At 72.3% G+C, this 20,986-nt stretch carries 13 protein-coding genes; 1 reads left to right on the top strand and 12 read right to left on the bottom strand.

Translation table 11 applies throughout. The features are described from left to right. Positions 1 to 2 precede the first annotated feature (2 nt). From ABZ215_RS06700 to malQ, 6 genes are all read right to left on the bottom strand, one after another. Complete coding sequence (locus tag ABZ215_RS06700) at positions 3 to 1,988, bottom strand: maltotransferase domain-containing protein (protein ID WP_354948261.1); 1,986 nt, start codon at positions 1,986 to 1,988, stop codon at positions 3 to 5. Positions 1,989 to 2,583: 595 nt separating this feature from the next. Next, positions 2,584 to 4,719, bottom strand: coding sequence for a glycogen debranching protein GlgX (gene glgX / locus ABZ215_RS06695; protein WP_237337865.1), 2,136 nt, complete (start codon positions 4,717 to 4,719; stop codon positions 2,584 to 2,586). 475 nt (positions 4,720 to 5,194) lie between these two features. Continuing rightward, positions 5,195 to 6,901 carry a malto-oligosyltrehalose trehalohydrolase gene (gene treZ, locus ABZ215_RS06690; protein WP_354948258.1) on the bottom strand — a complete coding sequence of 569 codons (1,707 nt, stop codon included), beginning with the start codon at positions 6,899 to 6,901 and terminating at the stop codon, positions 5,195 to 5,197. Then, on the bottom strand, positions 6,898 to 9,168 hold the full coding sequence (gene treY, locus ABZ215_RS06685; protein WP_354712851.1) for a malto-oligosyltrehalose synthase: 2,271 nt from the start codon (positions 9,166 to 9,168) through the stop codon (positions 6,898 to 6,900). Before treY ends, treZ begins: the two co-directional genes overlap by 4 nt. Continuing rightward, positions 9,165 to 11,282 carry a glycogen debranching protein GlgX gene (glgX, locus tag ABZ215_RS06680; RefSeq protein WP_027936239.1) on the bottom strand — a complete coding sequence of 706 codons (2,118 nt, stop codon included), beginning with the start codon at positions 11,280 to 11,282 and terminating at the stop codon, positions 9,165 to 9,167. The genes treY and glgX (ABZ215_RS06680) overlap by 4 nt, the downstream gene beginning before the upstream one ends. 58 nt (positions 11,283 to 11,340) lie before the next feature. Continuing rightward, positions 11,341 to 13,281, bottom strand: a complete 1,941-nt coding sequence (gene malQ, locus ABZ215_RS06675; RefSeq protein ID WP_354948256.1) for a 4-alpha-glucanotransferase — start codon at positions 13,279 to 13,281, stop codon at positions 11,341 to 11,343. A gap of 57 nt (positions 13,282 to 13,338) precedes the next feature. Here malQ and ABZ215_RS06670 point away from each other — a divergent pair, with 57 nt between their 5' ends. Then, positions 13,339 to 14,604: an alpha-amylase family protein gene (locus tag ABZ215_RS06670; protein WP_354948254.1), complete on the top strand. Its 1,266-nt coding sequence runs from the start codon at positions 13,339 to 13,341 to the stop codon at positions 14,602 to 14,604. On the opposite strand, the gene ABZ215_RS06665 is transcribed toward ABZ215_RS06670, so the two are convergent. The 6 genes from ABZ215_RS06665 to ABZ215_RS06640 form a co-directional block, all read right to left on the bottom strand. Further along, positions 14,598 to 15,386: an SDR family oxidoreductase gene (locus ABZ215_RS06665; RefSeq protein ID WP_354948252.1), complete on the bottom strand. Its 789-nt coding sequence runs from the start codon at positions 15,384 to 15,386 to the stop codon at positions 14,598 to 14,600. The genes ABZ215_RS06670 and ABZ215_RS06665 overlap by 7 nt on opposite strands. 56 nt (positions 15,387 to 15,442) lie before the next feature. Further along, positions 15,443 to 15,742 (bottom strand): hypothetical protein, encoded by a 300-nt coding sequence (locus ABZ215_RS06660; protein ID WP_237337859.1) that lies wholly within the window; start codon positions 15,740 to 15,742, stop codon positions 15,443 to 15,445. 496 nt (positions 15,743 to 16,238) lie between these two features. Beyond that, on the bottom strand, positions 16,239 to 16,436 hold the full coding sequence (locus tag ABZ215_RS06655; protein ID WP_354948250.1) for a hypothetical protein: 198 nt from the start codon (positions 16,434 to 16,436) through the stop codon (positions 16,239 to 16,241). Between the two features lie 203 nt (positions 16,437 to 16,639). Further along, the gene (locus ABZ215_RS06650; protein WP_354948247.1) at positions 16,640 to 19,345 is read right to left on the bottom strand and encodes a BTAD domain-containing putative transcriptional regulator; all 2,706 of its coding nucleotides are present in this window, start codon (positions 19,343 to 19,345) and stop codon (positions 16,640 to 16,642) included. 245 nt (positions 19,346 to 19,590) lie between these two features. After that, a complete protein-coding gene (gene thpD / locus ABZ215_RS06645; protein WP_020486749.1) occupies positions 19,591 to 20,493 on the bottom strand; it encodes an ectoine hydroxylase in 903 nt (300 codons plus the stop codon). A 57-nt stretch (positions 20,494 to 20,550) separates the two neighbouring features. Next, on the bottom strand, positions 20,551 to 20,964 hold the full coding sequence (locus tag ABZ215_RS06640; protein ID WP_020416992.1) for an ectoine synthase: 414 nt from the start codon (positions 20,962 to 20,964) through the stop codon (positions 20,551 to 20,553). Positions 20,965 to 20,986: the final 22 nt, after the last annotated feature.

Genomic DNA, 20,986 nt, shown 5'->3' with positions numbered 1-20,986 from the left:
GATCAGTCGCGGCCGGCCAGGCGCCGCTGGAGGCCGACGACGTGCGCGACCGAACGCCAGGGTTCGAGCCGCACGTAGTTCGCCTGGCCCCAGTCCCAGGTCTCGCCGGTGACCTCGTCGTGCGCGATCAGCCGCTCGTGCCAGTCGAAACCGAGCGCGGCCAGGTCGAGCCAGAGGGTCCCCTCCTGGGCCTGGTGCGGATCCAGGGTCACCACCACGACGACGGTGTCGCCCGTCGCCGGATCCTGCTTGGAATACGCCAGCAGCGCCGGGTTGTCCACGTGGTGGAACCGCAGCGTGCGCATCTGCTGCAGCGCGGGGTGGGCGCGGCGCACCGAGTTGAGCTTCGTCAGCCACGGCTCCAGCGAGCGGCCCTCCGCCAGCGCCTGGTCGAAGTCGCGCGGGCGCAGCTCGTACTTCTCCGAGTTGAGGTACTCCTCGCTGCCCTCGCGCACCGGCTCGTGCTCGTACAGCTCGTAACCGGAGTAGACGCCCCAGGTCGGCGACAGGGTCGCGGCGAGCGCGGCGCGCAGCGCGAACATGGCCGGGCCGCCCTTCTGCAGCGACTCGTGCAGGATGTCCGGCGTGTTGACGAACAGGTTCGGCCTGCCGACGTCCCAGTGCTCGACCAGGTCGACACCGAACTCGGTCAGCTCCTCCTTCGTCGTGCGCCAGGTGAAGTAGGTGTAGGACTGGGTGAAGCCGAGCTTGGCCAGGCCCCACAGGCGGGCCGGGCGCGTGAAGGCCTCGGACAGGAACAGCACGTCCGGGTGCGCGTCCTTCACGGTCTTGATCAGCCAGGCCCAGAAGTCCGGCGGCTTGGTGTGCGGGTTGTCGACCCGGAAGATGCGGACCCCGTGCGAAACCCAGTGCAGCACCACACGCAGCACCTCGGCGTAGATGCCCTCGGGGTCGTTGTCGAAGTTGATCGGGTAGATGTCCTGGTACTTCTTCGGCGGGTTCTCGGCGTAGGCGATGCTGCCGTCCGGGCGCGTGGTGAAGAACTCCGGGTTCTTCAGCACCCACGGATGGTCCGGGGCGGCCTGCAGCGCCAGGTCGAGGGCGACCTCCAGGCCCAGCTCGGTGGCGCGGGCGACGAAGTCGTCGAAGTCGTCGATGGTGCCCAGCTGCGGGTGGACCGCGTCGTGGCCACCCTCGTCGGATCCGATGGCCCACGGCGAGCCGACGTCGGTCTCGTCCGGGGTGAGGGTGTTGTTGCGCCCCTTGCGGTTCACGCGGCCGATGGGGTGGATCGGCGGCAGGTAGACGACGTCGAAACCCATGCGCGCGATGCGGTCCAGGGCCTTGGCCGCGGTCTGGAAGGTGCCGTGCACGGGACGGCCTTGCTCGTCCCAGCCGCCGGTGGAGCGGGGGAAGAACTCGTACCAGGACCCGAACGCGGCGCGTTCCCGGTCGACCCAGATGCGCATCGGCTTGCCCTTGGTGACCAGCTCGCGCACCGGGTACTCGTGCATGATCCGGTCCACGTCGACCGACAGCGCGGGGCCGACGCGCTCGGCGAGGTAGCGGTCGGTGTCGCGCAGGGCGTGCGCGGCGCTGGTGAGCAGGGCGCGCTCGCGGCGGCGGTCCGGGCGGCGGGAGACGCGGTCCAGCAGGCGGGCGCCGGTCTCCAGGTCGTTGGCCAGCTCGGTGGCGTCCTGCCCGGCGGCCACCTTGACCTTGACGGCGTGCTTCCAGGTCGACCAGGGGTCGCTCCAGGCGTCGACGCGGAAGGTCCACAGGCCCTCGGCGTCCGGGACGATGACCGCGCCGAAGCGGTCCAGACCAGTGCCCTGCTCGGTCATCCGGGTGCGGCGGGAGATCCGGTCGTGCGGGCCGCGCCAGGACACCGTGGCGGCGACCGCGTCGTGACCCTCCCGCCAGACCGTCGCCGAGATCGGAACGTGTTCCCCCACCACCGCTTTCGCCGGGTAGTGGCCACAGCTGACCGCTGGGGTCACGTCGTCGATGCCGAGCCGGCCGGTCATCGGCAGCGCCCCTCTCACCGTTGTTGTCGAATATGCAGCCCCACCCGACGGCCCGGTGGGGACGTACAGGTCTTCGGAAGGAGGTACCCAGCTGCGAACGTGCGCAAACTACCGCCTCGGGTGTCACTCTCCGTCGGCGGGCCACGTGTGTCCAGTGTGGTCATCGACTGGTAACCCACGCGTCACGGCGTGGTTCGCTTCGGCGCCTTCCACGCGCACTTTCGACCCCTCAACGGCGTTCAGGCAAGTCGGGTAACACCAACGGGCGTCAGCTCGGAAGGGCTTGCCACGCCTGGGATCGGGGTGCCCCGTCGTACCCGTCGGTAACCCTGGGGGCGCTGGTCTGTTCCGGTGGGCGTGGAGGGGTGCGGGTGGTGCTGGTTGGTGGGGAAGGGGGATCGGGCGGTGGTTGCCGGGGTGGTCACGCTCCGGCGTGGGCGGATGGTGCTCGCCTCGCCTGCACCGCCTGTGGCGCCGCGCCCGCAAGAGGGGAGCGCGGCGCTGGCGTTCGCGGTGCCACCTGCCGCCACACGTGTCGCCGCGCGGCGTGCTCCTGCCGCACGGTGCTCCACCTCTGTGACAGCGCTCGGCCGGTCTACCTCGGCGTGATGTCGCGGGGGGCGCGGAGCAGCAGCAGCGCCCTCGCGGGCAGGGTCAGCCTGCTGCCGGGCGTGAGGGCACCCGGGGTGGCTGGGCTGCCGTCCGGTGTCGTGGTGTCCAGGGTCGGCTTCAGGGTCGCGCCGAACTCCGGGCCGGGCAGGGTGACCTTCACGGGCTCGTCGCCGGAGTGGAGGATCAGCAGCCACGAGTGGTCGGCGATCAGTTCGCCCTCACGGGTGCGGGACTGGCTGTTCGACCCGTCGATCCACATCATCAGCGTGCGGCGGCCGCCGTCGAACCAGTCCTCCTCCGTCATCTCCTCGCCGTCGGGGCGGAACCAGATCAGGTCGGGCCGCCCAGTGGGCGTCGTGCGGCCTTCGAAGAACTCGGGCTGCCTGAGGGCGGGGCTCGCGGCCCGCAGGTGCACCAGCCGTCGCGTGAAGGCCAGCATCGCGGTCGCGTCCGGGTCGCCGGACCAGTCCAGCCACGACGTCTCGTCGTCCAGGCAGTACGCGTTGTTGTTGCCGCCCTGGGTGCGCCACAGCTCGTCACCCGCGACGAGCATCGGGGTGCCCGTCGACAACAGCAGCGTCGCGAGCAGGTTGCGCGCCTGCCTGGCCCGCAGCTGCCGGATCTCCGGATCGTCGGTCTCGCCCTCGGCGCCGTGGTTCCACGAGCGGTTGTCGTTCGTCCCGTCGCGGTTGTCCTCGCCGTTGGCCTCGTTGTGCTTTTCGTTGTAGGACACCAGGTCCCGCAGCGTGAAGCCGTCGTGAGCGGTGATGAAGTTGACCGACTGCCACGGGCGGCGCAGGTTGTGGTCGTACAGGTCCGACGACCCGGACAGCCGGAACGCCAGGTCGTCCACGCCCACCGCGCCGCGCCAGAAGTCGCGCACCGTGTCCCGGTAGCGGCCGTTCCACTCCGCCCACTGCGCCCCGAAGTCGCCGACGCGGTAGCCGTGGCCGGTCACGTCCCACGGCTCGGCGATCAGCTTGCACCGGGACAGCACCGGGTCGGTGGTGATCGCGGTGAGCAGCGCCGAGTCGCGGTCGAACGCGCCGCCGCCGGGCCGCCCGAGCGTACTGGCCAGGTCGAACCGGAACCCGTCGACACCCATCTCGGTCGCCCAGTACCGCAGCGAGTCGGTGACCAGCCGGATCACCGTCGGCGAACGCGGCTCCAGCGTGTTGCCGCAGCCGGTCAGGTCGATGACGTTGCCGCGGCCGGCGTGCAGGTAGTAGGCCGGGGCGTCCAGCCCGCGGAAGGACAGGGTGGGCCCGTCCAGGCCGCCCTCGCAGGTGTGGTTGAAGACCACGTCGAGAATGACCTCGATGTTGGCCGCGTGCAGGGCGGCGACCATGGTGCGGAACTCGGCGACCTCGCGCCCCGGCTCGCTCGCGTACCCGGCGTGCGGCGCGAAGTACCCCAACGGCGAGTACCCCCAGTAGTTCTTCCGCCCGGTGCGCACCAGGTAGGGCTCCTCGGTGAACCAGTGCACCGGCAGCAGCTCCACCGCGGTCACCCCGAGCCGCACCAGGTGCTCGATCGCCGCCGGGTGCGCCAGGCCCAGGTAGGTGCCGCGCAGGTTCGCCGGGATCTCCGGGTTGCGCTGCGTGAAGCCCTTCACGTGCATCTCGTAGATGACCGACTCCTCGAACGGCACCTCGGGCTTCACGCCCGTGTCCGGGCCGCCGTGCGAGGTGACCACCGACAGCGGCACGCTGCCCAGCGAGTCGACCTTGGAGCGCCGGTGGTGCATCGGGTCGCCCGCGTGGCCGAGCGCGGCGGTCAGGTCGGTGAGGGCGCCGGTGATGCGGGTGGCGTACGGGTCGACGAGGATCTTGTCCGGGTTGCAGCGCAGGCCGCGCGACGGGTCGTACGGGCCGTGCACGCGGTAGCCGTACTTCTGGCCCGACGTCACGCCGGGCACCAGGCCGTGCCACACGCCGAAGGTGCGCTCGGTGAGCTCGACCCGGCGTTCGGAGCCGTCCTCGCTGATCAGGCACACCTCGACGGCGTCGGCGACGGTCGAGGTGACGGCGAACCGGACGCCCCCGCCCTCCGGGTGCGCGCCCAAGGGGAAGGGGCGCCCGGCGAGGACGAGGTTGTCGGTGGCAGGTCGGATGGCCATGCCCCGATTCTCCCAGCACCCCCCGACAGTTTCGTCACCGCCGAACGGTGTTGATCAGGTGGGGGTGCCGGAGCCGGTAGTGACGGCGGGTGGCCGCGGCAAGGGGACGAGGGTTGGTTCGCGCAGGTCGGTGGCTTCTGCGCGGGGGGATGGGTGGCGGGTAGGTGGGGCTGGTCGCGGGGGTGGTGAGGGTTTGGTCACCGCCGCAGAGTGTTGATCAGGTGGGGTGCGGGGGGTGTGGGGTTTGTCAGCGCACGTCGGTGCCTTCTGTGCGGGCGGATGGTGGTCGGTAGGTGGGGCGGCCGGGTGGGTGGTGACCGGGTGTGGCGGGTCGGCGGGTTCGCCCAGGCCGGCAGCCCCTTCGGCGGGGATGGATGGCAGGGCGGTGGGCTGACCGCGCGGGGCGGTGCGGGTTTGGTCACCGCCGGGCGGTGGCGGTCGGGCAAGCCCGCGGGCGGTCGGTGACCTGGCGTGATCAGCCGAGCGTGTCGATCAGGACGAACGTGTCCGGGGGCAGGTGGGTGGCCGTGGCGTCGCCCCACGAGAGCAGCACCTGGCCCGCCGGTTCGCCCAGGTCGGCGGCCTCGGGGCCGAAGTTGCACACCAGCCGCAGGGCGCCGCGGTCGAGCACCAGGAGCGGGCCGTCCGCGCGGACCTCGAACCGGTCCAGCCAGGGGTCCGCCAGCTCCGGCCGGGACCGGCGCAACGCGATCAGCGACCGGTACAGGTCGAGTACCTCGCGGTGCCCCTCCTTGCCCGGTTCGGACCAGTCCAGCCGCGAGCGCTCCACCGTCGCCGGGTCCATCGGGTCCGGCACCTCGGCCTCGCCCCAGCCGTGGCGGGCGAACTCGCGGCGGCGGCCCGTCCGGACGGCCTCGGCCAGCTCCGGGTCCGGGAACGACGCGAAGAACTGCCACGGCGTGCGCGCCGCCCACTCCTCGCCCATGAACACCATCGGCGTGTACGGCGAGCAGAACACGATCGCCGCGCCGCAGGCCAGGCGCCCGAGCGGCACCGAAGCGGACAGCCGGTCGCCGGTGGCCCGGTTGCCGATCTGGTCGTGGTTCTGCAGGTAGATCAGGAACCGGTGCCCGGGCACCGTCCGCGTGTCGACCGGCCGCCCGTGCGTCCGCTCCCGGAACGACGACCACGTGCCGGCGTGGAAGAACGCCTGCCGCAGCGTCTTCTCCAGCGCCCCGGCCGCGCCGAAGTCGGCGTAGTACCCGCTGGTCTCCCCGGACAGCGTCACGTGCAGCGCGTGGTGCAGGTCGTCGCACCACTGGGCGTGCAGCCCGTACCCGCCGCCCCCGCGCGCGGTGACCAGCCGCGGGTCGTTGAGGTCGGACTCGGCGATCAGCGTCAGCGGCCGCCGCACCGCCGCCGACAGCGCCTCCACCTCCACCGCCAGCTCCTCCAGCAGGTGCGTGGCCCGCCGGTCGCTCAGCGCGTGCACCGCGTCCAGCCGCAACGCGTCGACGTGGAAGTCGCGCAGCCAGCCGAGCGCGTTGTCCAGCACGTACCGGCGGACCTCGTCGGAGCCCTCGCCGTCCAGATTGAGGCCTGGACCCCAGTCGTTGCTGCCTGCGAAGTACGGACCGAACCGGTCCAGGTACGCCCCGGACGGCCCGAGGTGGTTGTAGACGACGTCGAGCACCACGGCCAGGCCGCGCGCGTGGCAGGCGTCGACGAACCGCTTGAACCCGTCGGGCCCGCCGTAGGGCTCGTGCGCCGCGCCCCACAGCACACCGTCGTAGCCCCAGCCGTCGGTGCCGTCGAACGAGTTGACCGGCAGCACCTCGACGAACGTGACGCCGAGGTCGACGAGGTGGTCCAGCCGCCCGATCGCGGCGTCGAAGGTGCCCTCCGGGGTGAACGTGCCGACGTGCAGCTCGTAGATCACGCCGCCGGGCAGCGCCCGCCCGGTCCACGACCCGTCGGTCCAGTCGAACGCGGAGTGGTCGTAGATCCGCGACGGCCCGTGCACGCCCTGGGGCTGCCACGACGACCGCGGATCGGGAAGCGCCTTCTCGTCGTCGTCGAGCACGAACGCGTAGTCGGCGCCCGGCGGCGCGGGCACGTCGGAGAACCACCAGCCGCCGCCACCGGCCGTCATCTCGTGATCGGCGCCGCCGGTGCGCACGCGCACTCGCGAGACGGCGGGCGCCCACACCCGGAAGGTCATGACTCTCCTCGCACCAGCAACGCGACCGGATAACGCGCGAGCATTTCCGACAGCTCGCCGGTGACCGCCGCGCCGGTGATCGCGTCCGTCCACTCACCGGCGGGCAGCGGCAGCACCGTGCCGCGCCAGCCGCCGCTCTCGGCCAGCCCGACGGGCAGCCGGGTGGCCACCGTGATCAACCCGGTGCGCTCGAAGGCGACCACGTGCGCCGCGGCCGGGCCCTCGGCGTGTAGGCGGCGGTAGCCGGTGAACAGCTCGGGGGAGTCCCGGCGCAGGGTCAGCGCCCGGTGCACGACGAGCAGCTTCGCCGCGCCGGAGGAGTCGACCGGCGGCAGCCACCCGCCCTCGATCTCCTCCAGCAGCGCGGCCCGCAGCGCGTAGTCGACCGGCCGCCGGTTGTCCGGGTCGACCAGCGAGAAGTCCCACAGCTCGGTGCCCTGGTAGACGTCCGGCACGCCGGGCGCGGTGAGCTGGATCAGCTTCTGCGCCAAGGAGTTCGACCACCCCGGTTCACGCACCCGCGCCACGAACGACTCGACCTCGGCCGCCAGGTCCGCGTCGCCGAGGACCTCGTCCGGCCACGCCGCGACCGCTTTCTCGAACTCCTCGTCGTGGTCGGTCCAGGTGGTGCGGAGCTTGCTCTCCTTGGCCGCCTTGTCCAGGTAGTCCCGCAGCCGCTCCGGCGTGATCGGCCAGGCGCCCACCAGCGTCTGCCAGGCCAGCAGGTTCAGCGACGGCTCGTCGATGCCGCGCCGTCCGGTCCACCGCCGGACCGCGTCGGCGAACTCGCCGGGCACCTCCGACAGCACCGCCAGCCGCGCCCGCACGTCCTCGGACCGCTTGGTGTCGTGCGTGGTCAGGGTGGTCATCGCCGCGGGCCAGCCCGCCTCGCGGGCGGCGGCCATCGCGTGGAAGGCGTCCACGGAGGCGCCGAAGTCGTTGGGGGAGCCGCCGACCTCGTTGAGCGCGGCGAAGCGCGTGTAGCGGTAGAAGGTGGTGTCCTCGGTGCCCTTGGCGACCACCATCCCGGAGGTCTGCTGGATGCGGGTGGCCAGCTCGCCGTGCGGGTCCTCCCGCACCTGGAAGTCCAGCGCGTCGATCGCCTCGGACAGGTCGGGGCGCGCCGCGCGGGCAGCGGCGATCGCGGCCGCCCAGTGCGCCTCGCCCTCGGGCAGGTAGGACCGGTACACCGGGAACGCGACCATCGTCTCGGCCACCGCTCCCTGCGCCGCCTCCGGCTCCACGCCGCGCACCAGCGCGGCGATCCGGCGCACCTCGGCCACCAGGATGCGGTCGGTCACCAGCCGCCGGGCCCTGTCCTCGACCTCGTGGTAGTCCACCGGCTGGCCCAGCGACCGCGCCAGCTCGGTCAGCGGCGCCTCGCCCGCCGGGTCGACGAACAGCCCGGTGATCTCGCGCAGCGCGTCATAGCCGGTGGTGCCGTCGACCGGCCAGCTCTGCGGCAGGTCCTCGCCCGGGTGCAGGATCTTCTCCACCACGAGCCACGCCTCCGGCGCGCCGGCGCGCAACATCCGCATGTAGCCGCCGGGGTCGGCCAGGCCGTCCGGGTGGTCCACGCGCAGGCCGGTGACGTCGCCCTCGGCGACCCAGCGCAGCACCTCGCCGTGGGTGGCGTGGAAGACGTCGGGCAGCTCGACCCGCACCGCGGCGAGCGTGGTGATGTCGAAGAAGCGGCGGTAGTTCAGCTCCGCGTTGCCCCGCCGCCAGCCCACCAGCTCGTAGTGCTGCCGCGCGTGCACCTCCTGCGGGCTGCCCTCGCCGGTGCCCGGCGCGATCGGGAACCGGTGCTCGTAGTAGACGAGTTCGTCGCCGTCGACCCGCAGCTCCGCCACGTCGGCATCGTCGCCGAGGACGGGCAGCAGCACCTTGCCGCGCCGCCAGTCGATGTCGAAGTAGTCGGCGTGCGCCGAGCCGGGGCCGTTCCGCAGCACGTCCCACCACCACGGGTTCGCCTTCGCGACCTCGACCGCCATGTGGTTGGGCACGATGTCCACGACGAACCCGAGCCCCGCGTCCCGCAGCCGCTTCGCCAGCTCCCGCCGCGCGTCCTCGCCGCCCAGCTCCGGCCGCGCCCGCGTCGGGTCGACCACGTCATAGCCGTGGGTGGACCCCGGCGTCGCGTCCAGCACCGGGGAGGCGTACAGCGCGCCGACGCCGAGCTTGCGCAGGTACGGGATGCGGTCGGCGGCGTCGGCGAAGGTGAACTCCGGGCGCAGCTGGACCCGGTAGGTGGCGGAGGGTCTCATGCGTCCACCCGCTGCAGCACCACGAGCGAACGAGCGGGCAGGTTCATCGTGCCGCCGGCGGCCACCGGCTCACCCGGCTCCTCCGCGACCGTCCCGGCCTCGGTGTCGACCACCACCGCCCAGCCCGCGCCGTAGTCGGCGTTCGGCAGGGTCAGTTCGATGTCCTCGTAGTGCGCGTTGAACGCCAGCAGGAACGAGTCGTCGGTGACCTTCATGCCGCGCGGGTCGAGGTCGTTGATGCCCTCGCCGTTGAGGAACGCGACGATGGCCTTGCCGAAGCCGTCGTCCCAGTTCTGCTCCTTCATCTCCTCGCCGGAGGGCGTGAACCAGGCGATGTCGCGCAGCTCCTCGCCCTTGCCGATCGGCTTCCCGGCGAAGAAGCGGCGGCGCCGGAACACCGGGTGCTTCTTGCGGAACGCGGTCAGCGCGGCGGTGAACTCGACCTGGTCGGCGTTGGCCTTGGCGAGCGACCAGTCCATCCAGGAGATCTCGTTGTCCTGGCAGTAGACGTTGTTGTTGCCCTGCTGGGTGCGGCCCATCTCGTCGCCGTGCAGCAGCATCGGCACGCCCTGCGACAGCAGCAGGGTGGCGAGCATGTTGCGGCGCTGCTTGGCCCGCAGCGCCAGCACCTCTTCGTCGTCGGTCTCGCCCTCGACGCCGCAGTTCCACGAGCGGTTGTCGTCGGCGCCGTCCCGGCCGTCCTCGCCGTTGGCCTCGTTGTGCTTGTTGTTGTAGGACACCAGGTCCTGCAACGTGAAGCCGTCGTGCGCGGTGACGAAGTTGATCGAGGCGTACGGGCGGCGGCCGTCGTCCTGGTACAGGTCGGACGATCCGGTGAGCCGGGAGGCGAACTCGCCGAGCGTGGCGGGCTCGCCGCGCCAGAAGTCCCGCACGGTGTCCCGGTACTGGCCGTTCCACTCCGTCCACAGTGGAGGGAAATTGCCGACCTGGTAGCCGCCCGGCCCGACGTCCCACGGCTCGGCGATCAGCTTGACCCGGCTCACCGTCGGGTCCTGCTGCACCAGGTCGAAGAACGTGGACAGCCGGTCGACGTCGTAGAACTCGCGGGCCAGGGTGGCCGCGAGGTCGAAGCGGAACCCGTCGACGTGCATCTCGGTGACCCAGTACCGCAGCGAGTCCATGATGAGCTGCAGCGTGTGCGGGTTGCGCACGTTGAGCGAGTTGCCGGTGCCGGTGTAGTCCATGTAGTACTGCGGCTCGTCCTCGACCAGCCGGTAGTAGGCCTGGTTGTCGATGCCGCGCATGGACAGCGTCGGGCCGAGGTGGTTGCCCTCGGCGGTGTGGTTGTAGACGACGTCGAGGATGACCTCGATGCCTGCCTCGTGCAGGGCCTTGACCATGCCCTTGAACTCCTGCACCTGGCCGGCCTGCTCGGGCAGCGCCGCGTAGCCCTCGTGCGGGGCGAAGAAGCCGATCGTGTTGTAGCCCCAGTAGTTGCGCAGGCCCTTCTCGGCCAGGCCGTGGTCGGTGATGAACTGGTGCACCGGCATCAGTTCGATCGCCGTGACGCCGAGCTTCGTGAGGTGGTCGATCACCGCGGGGTGTGCGAGCCCGGCGTAGGTGCCGCGCAGCCGCGAGGGCACCTCCGGGTGGTTCATCGTGAGGCCGCGGACGTGCGCCTCGTAGATCACCGTCTCGTTGTACGGCGTGCGCGGCGGCCGGTCGTCACCCCAGTCGAAGAACGGGTTGACCACCACCGCGTGCGGGACGTGCGCCGCGGAGTCCGCGTCGTTGCGCTCGTCCGGCGAACCGAACGGGTAGGCGAACAGCGCCTCGTCCCAGTCGACGTGTCCGGCGATCGCCTTGGCGTACGGGTCGATCAGCAGCTTGTTCGGGTTGCAGCGCAGGCCGCGTGACGGGTCGTACTCGCCGTGCACGCGGTAGCCGTAGCGCTGGCCGGGGCCGACGCCGAGCAGGTACCCGTGGTGGACGAAACCGTCGACCTCGGTCAGGCGGTGCCGCTCCTCGGTGCCGTCCTCGTTGACCAGGCACAGCTCGACGTGATCCGCGACTTCCGAGAAGACGGCGAAGTTGGTGCCCACACCGTCGTAGGTGGCACCCAGCGGGTAGGGCAATCCGGGCCAGGGCGGCACAGGTTCTCCTCTTTGCGTTCGCGAGCCGTGTTCCGACGTGTGCCCAATCTAGCGGTCTTCAAGCACTTCGCCCGGTGAACGGGCGCGCGGCGCGCAATTCCTTCACGAAGTGGCGCAGTCGTGCGTCCGCGAAGAACTCCTCCACGGTGACGGGCAAGGGAATCCGCCAGTTCGGGTACTCGTCCGTCGTGCCGGGCAGGTTGGGCTGCCGCACCTCGCCGACCACGTCGGCGGGCGCGGTCAGCAGCAGCCGCGACGCGGCCGACGCGAGCAGGGTGTGCAACGCCGCCACCGGGTCGTCGTCCGGGATGCCCTGCGCCCGCGCGAACGCGAGCAGGTCGGCGCGCTCGGTCTCCGCGGCGGCTCGTTCCTCCTCCGCGGGCCCGTCGAGCAGTCCCAGTTCGGCCCGCACCCGCACGTGCTCGCCGGCGAGCCAGCCGGCGACGGTCGGCAGGTCGTGCGTGGTGATGCTCGCCATCGCGTCGGCGTCCCACTCCGCGGGCGGCACGAAGGGGTGGCCGGGCGAGTCGTAGTCGCGCTGGAACCAGAGCACCGCGGAGCTGAGCACCCCGCGCTCGTGCAGGGTCTTGGTCACCGCGGCCTCGACCGTGCCCAGGTCCTCGCCCACGACGACCGCTCCCGCGCGGTGCGCCTCCAGCGCCAGGATGCCGAGCATCGCCTCGGCGTCGTAGTGCACGTAGGTGCCGCGCGACGGCGGCTCGCCCGGCGGGATCCACCACAGCCGCCACAACCCGGCGACGTGGTCGATCCGGATGCCGTCGGCGTGCCGCAGGACGCCGCGGATCACGTCGCGGAACGGCGCGTAACCGAGTTCGGCGAGCCGGTCCGGGCGGAACGGCGGCAGGTTCCAGTCCTGGCCCTGCTGGCTGAAGGCGTCCGGCGGCGCGCCCACGGTCACCCGCGCGGCGAACGCGTCGCCCAGCGCCCAGGTGTCCGCGCCGCCCGGGTGCACGCCGACCGGCAGGTCGTGCACGATGCCCACCGGCATGGCGGCGGCCGCCTCGCGGGCGCGGCCGAGCTGGTCCTCGCACAGCTGCTGCAGCCAGCCGTGGAAGGCGATCCGGTCGGCCAGCTCCGCGCGGGCGGCGGCGACCTCCGGGCCGTGCGGGTCGCGCAGCGGCTCCGGCCACTCGCGCCAGTCCGGGCCGTGCCGTTCGGCCAGCGCGCAGAAGGTCGCGAAGTCGTGCACGGCGTCCTCCAGCGGCGCCGGCTCGTGCAGCGGCCACAGCAGTTCCAGCGCGGCCAGCTTGGCGCTCCAGACCGCGTCGTAGTCGATCAGGTCCGTGTTGTCCGGCCGCAGGGCCAGCACCCGGGCACGCAGGTCGTCGTCCGCGCGCGCGAACTCGGGCGTGTCGGTGATCCGGAGGTAGAGCGGGTTGGCGTAGCGGCGGCTCGCCGGCGAGTACGGCGAGCGCTCGACCGGGTGAACCGGGCTGATCGCCTGCACCGGGTTGACCAGCAGCACGCCGGCGCCCAGCTCGGCGGCCGAGCGGCGGGCGAACTCCGCCAGGTCGCCGAAGTCCCCGGCGCCCCACGACCGCTCCGAGCGCAGCGCGTAGAGCTGCAGCATCCAGCCCCAGGCCGGGGGCACCTCGGGCAGGCGGTGCGGCACGACGGCGAGGACCACGTCCTGCTCGGCGGTCTCGACGCGGTGCCAGCCCAGCGGCAGATCGGCGGGAAGCATCCGGCCGATCTCCCGGCGGGTGCCGTCCTCCAAATGCAGGACAGCGGGCCCGCCCGCGTCGTGTTCGGTACCTTCTCGCAGCACGAGCGTCGGGGGCAGCACCGTGGCCGCCCGGCGTTCGCGGACCGCGGCCAGCTCGCGGCGGATCGCGTCCGGCCCGGAGGCGTCCACCCCGAACTGGGCGAGAACGGCGACGACGACGTCCGGCTCGACCTCGACCTCGCGTTGCTCGGCGTTCTCGTACCGGGTGGCCACTCCGTAAGCGTGCGCGAGGGCGGTCAGGTCGGTTTCCACCCGTTCAGGATCCCGGTCCCGGCCGGGGGCCGCCACACGACGAGACGAGGAGAACGCATGGGGCGCTGGGCCGATCACGCGATCTGGTGGCACGTCTACCCGCTCGGCTTCACCGGCGCGCCCGCCGGGGCGCTCCCGGCAGGCAGCGAGCCGCAGCACCGGCTCCGGCGGCTGGAGAACTGGCTCGACTACGCCGTTGAACTGGGCTGTTCCGGTCTGATGCTGGGGCCGGTGTTCGCCTCCGAGACCCACGGCTACGACACGGTCGACCACTTCCGGATCGACCCGCGGCTGGGCGACGACGCCGATTTCGACCGCCTGGTCGCCGCCGCGCACGGCCGCGGACTGCGGATCGTGCTGGACGGTGTTTTCAACCACGTTTCGCGCGCCTTCGGGCATCCGGAGTGGTTCCGCCGCGAGGGCGCGGAGCACGCGGTGTTCGAGGGGCACGCGCACCTGGTGGCGCTGGACCACGCCCAGCCGGCGGTCGCGGACTACGTGGCGCGGGTGCTGGACCACTGGCTCGGCCGCGGCGTGTCCGGCTGGCGGCTGGACGCGGCGTACGCGGTGCGGCCGGAGTTCTGGGCGCGGGTGCTGCCCGGGGTGCGGCGCCGGCACCCGGAGGCGTGGTTCGCCGGCGAGGTGCTGCACGGCGACTACGCCTCCTACGTGGCGCGCGGCGGACTGGACACGGTGACGCAGTACGAGCTGTGGAAGGCGATCTGGAGCTCGCTGCACGACGGGAACTTCTTCGAGCTGTCCTGGGCGCTGAAGCGGCACGACGAGCTGATGGGCTCGTTCGTGCCGCAGACCTTCGTCGGCAACCACGACGTCACGCGGCTGGCGAGCCGCCTGACCGACGAGCGGCACCTGGCGCACGCGCTGGCGGTGCTGTTCACGGTCGGCGGCGTGCCCAGCGTCTACTACGGCGACGAGCAGGCCTTCCGCGGCGTCAAGGAGGAACGGGAGGGCGGCGACGACGAGATCCGCCCGGAGTTCCCGGCCGACGCGGGGCAGCTCGCGCCCTACGGCTGGCCGGTGTACCGCCTGCACCAGCGGCTGATCGGGCTGCGGCGGCGGAACGCGTGGCTGGTGCGGGCGCGGACGGAGGTCGAGCACCTGACCAACCGGGCGATGGCGTTCCGCTCCCGCTCCGGCGACGAGGAGATCCTGACGCTGCTGAACACCAGCGACGACGCGTACCGGTTCCCGGTGGACATCGACGGGCTGCGGGTGCTCGACTCGTCCTCACCGGACGGGAAAGCGCCGCTGCCCACGCTGCCGCCGCACGGGTGGGCGGTGCTGGGCCGGGCGTCTCAGTAGTAGATCGGGCCGGGCATGCCGCCGCCGGCCGGGATGGCGTCGCCGGTGATCGCCGCGCTGCGCGGGGAGGCGAGGAACGTGACGACGTCGGCGACCTCGGCCGCGGTGACCATCCGCCCGATCGCGCTGCCGCGCCCGAGCAGTGCCTCGGCCTCCGCGGCGGTCACGCCACGGGCGCGCGCGACGTCCTCGATCATCGCCGGGGTGCGTTCGGTGACGGTCAGCCCGGGGTGCACGACCGTCACGTTGATCCCGTGCGGGCCGAGTTCGTCGGCGAGGTTCTTGGTCAGGGCGGCCACGCTCACGTTGCGGATCGAGCCGAACGGGCTGCCGGTGCGGCGCGCGTTGAGGCCGGAGACGTTCACGATCCGGCCCCAGCCGCGCTCGGCCATGTGCGGTGCGACGGCGCGCGCGAACCGGAGGTAGCCGAGCACCTTCGTCTCGATCTCGGCCCGCAGGTCGTCGTCCTCGAGAGCGGCGAGCGCGGTGGGTTTCGTGGGGTCGGCGGGTTGTGCCGCGGAGTTGACCAGGACGTCCACCCCGCCGAACTCCTCGACGGTGCGCGCGACCGCGGCGCGCACGGCCTCGTCGTCGGTGACGTCCGCGGGCACGGACAGCGTGTTCCCGCCGATCCGGGCGCGTGCTTCCGCGAGTACCCCCGCGTCGCGGGCGACGATCGCCACGTCGGCGCCCTCGGCGGTCAGCGCCTGCGCGACCGCGAACCCGATGCCCCGGCTGCCGCCGGTGACGATGGCCTTCTTCCCGCCCAGCCCGAGATCCATTCCCGGATTGAAGCAGAGCCGCGGACGCCGGGGCGGGGACTGTCCCGAAGGGGCGCTCAGGCGGTCTCTTCCGGGCGGCGCCGCTCGATCATGGTGTCCGGGGCCGACTCGGGAACCTCGGTGCGCAGGTCGGAGTCGCGCAGGACTTCCCGTGCCTGCGCCTCCGGGTCGGCGCTGCCGGCGTGTTCCTCTTCGGGCAGCAGGGTCGAGCGCGTCTCCGCGCGGTCGTCCACCGCGTTGCGCTCGTCGAACACCCGCGGCCGGTCGAGGTCGTGCTCGGCGCGGACGCGGTCCTCCTCGGCGGGCGACATCTCGGTGGCGCCCAGATCCAGTGGCTCTTCGTTGCGCGGTGTCACGCGGGTGGGCTACCCGATCACCGGGTCCGCCACACCCCGCGCGGCCCGGCGCGGCTCGACCGGCGGCCTGACGCGGCCCGGCGCGGCTCGACCGGCGGCCTGACGCGGCCCGGCGCGGCTCGACCGGCGGCGTGACGCGGCCCCGCGCGGCTCGACCGGCGGCGTGGCACGGTCAGGCACACGACCTTGATGCGGTACGGCGCGGCTCGGTCAGGCATGGGGCAGCTCGGCACGGCACGGCCTTGATGCGGTGCGGCGCGGTCCAGCACGGCCCGACTCGATGCGGCACGGGGCAGCTCGCCCCGATGCGGCACGCCGCGGTGCGGCTCGACCCAGCACGGTGTGCCGTGGTGCAGTGCGGCACAGCCCGCCCCGGCACTTCCCACCCCGGTGCGGCTCGGCCTGGCGCGGCCCAGGACGGTGTGGCGCGGTCCGGCACTGCCCGCTTCCGCGGGACGCTGCTCGGTGCGACGCTGCTCGGTGCGACGCGGCTCCGCTAGACGCGGTTCGGCGTGCCGCCGTTCAGCGCGGCCCGGCTGGCGGGCCCGGCTCGGTCCAGCCACCGCGCGACCCGGCTCGGTCCAGCCACCGCGCGACCCGGCTCGGTCCAGCCACCGCGCGGCGCGACTCGGCTGCCGCTGAGTGCGGTCCGGCGCGGTCCGGCGCGGTCGCGCCGCACCCAGATGCCCGTCACCGAAACCACCATGCGGCGATGAATGGACCGTTCACCGCTTCCAGCCGTCCAGCGGAGCAACCACCAGGACCAACCAGCCGAAACCCAAGGCGGCCGTCTGACGCTCCCCCACTGCGCCAGACGGCCAAGCCGGACCATACGCCCTCCGCAAGATCCATCGCTAAGAATTCGCTAAGTGCGGGGGCACCTTGTACTCGAAAGCGTCACCCCTCGTGACCCCGCGCAGCGTCCACCGGTAGCCCCAGCTCCACCATCTCCGCGAGGACCTCCGCGGGCGGCCGGGGGCTGACCCGCGAGTGCAGCTCCGCCGCCAGCCCGACCTGCAGGCGTGCGCCGTCGAGGTCGCCGTCGCGGCGGGAGAGCCGTCCCAGCGTCAACCGGCCGACCGCCTCCTGCAGCAGGAAACCCCGCAGCGACGCCAACTCGACCGCGGCGGACGCGTGCTTCCACGCCGCCCCGTCGTCGCCGAGGCCGAGGTACGACTCGGCCAGGTTGTTGAGCGACACGACCACATAGCTGTCGTCACCGAGGCGGCGGTCGATCTCCAGCGACGACAGCTGGTGCGCGATCGCCTCCGCGTACCAGCCCCGCGCCTTCTCCGCCTCCGCGCAGTTCGCCAGCGCCTGGCCCCGCAGCTCGTCCGTGCCCGCCGCCGAGGCCGCCTTCGTCAGGCACTCCACCGCCTCGTCGTGGCGACCGCAGCTGTTCAACGCGCACCCCAGGTGGATCATCGCGCACGTGCGGCTCCCCTCGTCCGCCGCGATCGCCAGCGCCGCGGACGCGTCCGCCAGCGCGTCGGCCCCCAGGTCGAACGTCAGGAACATCGCGCAGCGCGAGATCAACATCCAGAACCGCGCCCGCCGATCCCCGCTCGCCTCGGCCGCCGCCATCCCCAGCGCCACCAGCCGCCGCCACTCGTCCCACAGCGGGCGCACCACCCGGTACGTGTGCGCCACCCGCGCCAGCTGCCACACGTCCTCGTGCAGACCGGCCGCCGCCGCGGCCTCCAGCACGGCCAAGAGGTTCGGCCACTCGGCCACGAACCACGCCAGCGCGTCATCGAAACCGGACAACGCGGGCACCGGCACCTCGACGAACGAGAAGTCCAGCGGGTCCACGATCCGCAGCAACCGGCGGCGCGCCGCGTCAGCCGCCGCCTGGTAGTAGCGCACCGCCGGCCGCGGACTCGACGAACCAGCCAGTTCGCGCGCGTACAACCGCACCAGGTCGTGCCGCGTGAACACCTCCGGCGCGCTCTCGGTCAGCAGGTGGTGGGCCGCCAGCACCCGCAACCGTCGCCGCGCCTCCACGACCGGCACCCCGCACAACGCCGCCGCCACGAACGGACCGACCGCGGGCCCGGGAAACGCCCCCAGCGCCCGGAACATCGCCCGCACCTCGGCGGGCAGCCCCCGCACCGACACGTCCAGAGCCGCACGCACCCCGGCGTCGTCCACGTCCAGCGCGGCCAGCCGCGTCCGCTCGCTCGCCAGCTCGGCCACGAACTCCGGCACCGTCCACGCCGGACCGGCCGCCAGCCGCGCGCCCGCGATCCGCAGCGCCAGCGGCAGGTCCCCGCACGACCCCGCCACCTGCGAGTGGTACTCCTCGAACGCCCCGCCCGCGACGTCGGCGATGAGCCGCACCGAGTCCCGCCGCGCCAGCGGCTCCAGCGACCGCACCCGCGCACCGTGCGAAACGGTCAGCCCGTCCAGCCGCGCCCGCGAGGTCACCACCGCGACCGACCCCGGCCCCGGCGGCAGCAACGGCCGCACCTGCTCGGCCGACCGCGCGTCGTCCAGTACCACCAGCATCCGCCGGCCACCGGTGAGCGACCGGTACAACGCGAGCCGCTCCCCCTCCGGCTCCGGCACCTCGTCCGCGGGCACGCCGAGCCCGAGCAAGAACTGCGCCAGCACCTCCGCGGCCGGCACCGGCGCCTCGAACCCGCGCAACGCGGCGAACAGGACGCCGTCCGGGAACCTCGGCACCGCGCCGTGCGCCCACGACACGACCAGCGCGCTCTTGCCGATCCCGGGTGGCCCGGTGATCACGCCGACCGGCGCCACCTCGTCCAGCCAGGCCAGGTCCGCCGACCGCCCGGCCAGCAGCGGCACCGCGGGCGGCAGCTGCCGCGGCACCACCCGGCTCACGTCGATCGCCGACACGACCGGCGCCAAGTCGTCGTTCAGCACGTGTTCGTGCAGCGCCCGCAGGTCGGGCCCGAGGTCGAGGCCGAACTTCTCCGACGCCGCCCGCGCCGCCTCCCGGTACACCTCGAGCGCGTCCGCCCGGCGCCCCGAGTGGTAGAGCGCTCGCATCAGCTGCCCGACCGTCCGCTCACGCCGCGGCTCCGCCCGGACGATCGTGGTCAGCTCGGCGATCAGCTCTTCGTGTCGTCCCAGCGCGAGGTCGGCGTCGACCCGGGCGCCGTGCACCGCGATCCGCAGGTCCGCCAGTTCCGGCGCGCGCACCGAGTCCGGCACCCCGCCCAGCTCCGGCCCCTGCCACAACGCCCACGCCTCGTGCAGCAGCGAAGCCCGTTCCACCAGCGGCGCGGCCTCGGCGCGCTCGAACAACGCGCGGGCGCGGTGGACGTCGACCAGCAGCGGGTCGACGTTCAGCCGGTAGCCGGGCGCGGCCGTGTCGATCCGGACCTCCGGCGTGCCGGCCGACCGCAGCACGCGCCGCAGCTGGGAGACGTTGCCGTGCACGATCGTCCGCGCCGTCGGCGGCGGGTCGTGGTCCCACAGCGCGTCGATCAGGTCGTCGAGCGCGACGATCCGGTTCGGCTGGAGCGCCAGCAACGCGAGCAGCCCGCGCACACCGGGACCGCCGATCGGCACCGGCCGGTCACCGGCGCACAGCTGCACCGGGCCGAGCAGCTGGACGCGCAAACCTTTGAGCACAGGCCCCTCCCCGAGCGCCGCGCCGGAGGAAACGAGTACGGCCCCGCACCATCAGTCCCGATCTGATGGTGCGGGGCCGCACTCGGTGAAACAAGTGACGGGGCCGGGTGCGCCTCGCCATCGCTACCGGCGTCACACGGGATTCACCCCGAGCAAGGAAGACCCATGCTGCCGCCGTTCGCAGTGGCGGCACTGTAACAGGGCGCGATGAAGCGGCTACACCCGACCCGCACTTCTTCCGGTGTCTACCGCGTCACAGGCGTGAAGTCCCGGCTGCCGATGAAGGTCGGCCGCGGCTTCGCCGCCGCGAACGGCTCGACGAGCGCGTTCTCGACGCTGTTGAACACCAGGAAGATGTTCGAGCGCGGGTACGGCGTGATGTTGTTGCCGGACCCGTGCATGATGTTGGAGTCGAACCACAGCGCCGAGCCCGCCGGCCCGGTGAACTGGTCGATCCCGTACTCCGCGGCGAGCTTGGTGATGTCGTTCTCGCTGGGAACGCCGATCTCCTGCTCCTTCAGCGACGACTTGTAGTAGTCGTCCGGGGTCTCGCCGACGCACGGGACGAACGTCCGCTGCGAGCCCGGCATGACCATCAGGCCGCCGTTGAAGGGGTAGTTGTCGGTCAGCGCGATCGAGCAGCTCACCGCCCGCGGACGCGGCATGCCGTCCTCGGCGTGCCAGGTCTCGAAGTCGGAGTGCCAGTAGAACCCGGTGCCCTTGAAACCCGGCATGTAGTTCACGCGGCTCTGGTGGATGTACACCTCGGAGCCGAGGATCTGCCGGGCGCGGTCGAGGACACGCGGGTCGCGCACGAGTTCGGCGATCAGCTCGCTGATCTTGTGCACCTCGAAGATGGACCGCACGCTGCCGGTCTTCTTCTCGGTGATGACCCGCTCGTCGGCCTTCAGCTGCTCATCGCTGGAGAGCCGGACGAGCTCCTGCCAGTAGCCCTGCACTTCGGCGGGCGAGAGCAGGCCCTCGACGATGTGGTACCCCTTCGCGTCGTGCGAAGCGAGTGTCGCCGCATCGATCGGGCCGTCGGCCTCACTGCCCCAGACAGTGGGGTCGACGCGATCGAAGGGCTCGGCCGGGGCAGGAACCCTGGTCGGGTAACTGTCCTCGACACCGGTTTCCATGATCGTCAAATCGGTTCGCCTCCTTTTATGCGTTGCCTTTCGGTAGGGGCCTCGCTCCGTGGTGGCTCAGGCGGACTTCTCGTCCGCCTCGTCCTCCTCGACGACGAGCGGGTACACGCCGTTCTCGTCGTGCACCTCCCGGCCGGTGACCGGCGGGTTGAAGACGCACACGGTCTTCATGTCGGTCTTCGGGCGGACCTGGTGCTTGTCGTGGTCGTTGAGGAGGTACAGGGAACCCGGCTTGAGCTGGAACGTCTCGCCGGTCGCCTTGTTGGTGATCTCGCCTTCGCCCTCGTAGACGAAGACCGCCTCGATGTGGTTGGCGTACCAGAAGTCGTTGACGGTCCCCGCGTACAGCGTGGTCTCGTGCACCGAGAAGCCGACCTTCTCCTTCGCCAGGATGATCCGCTTCGAGCGCCAGTTCGGCGTCTTGATGTCGGCGTCGGTGTCGGTGATCTCGTCGAGGGTCCGGACGATCAAAACTTATCCCCTTCTCGTTCTT

The sequence above is a fragment of the Amycolatopsis sp. NPDC006131 genome, from assembly GCF_040614175.1.
Lineage (GTDB): Bacteria > Actinomycetota > Actinomycetes > Mycobacteriales > Pseudonocardiaceae > Amycolatopsis_E > Amycolatopsis_E tucumanensis.
The sequence above is the reverse complement of the archived record's forward strand: the minus strand, read 5'-3'. Positions and strand labels throughout refer to the sequence as shown.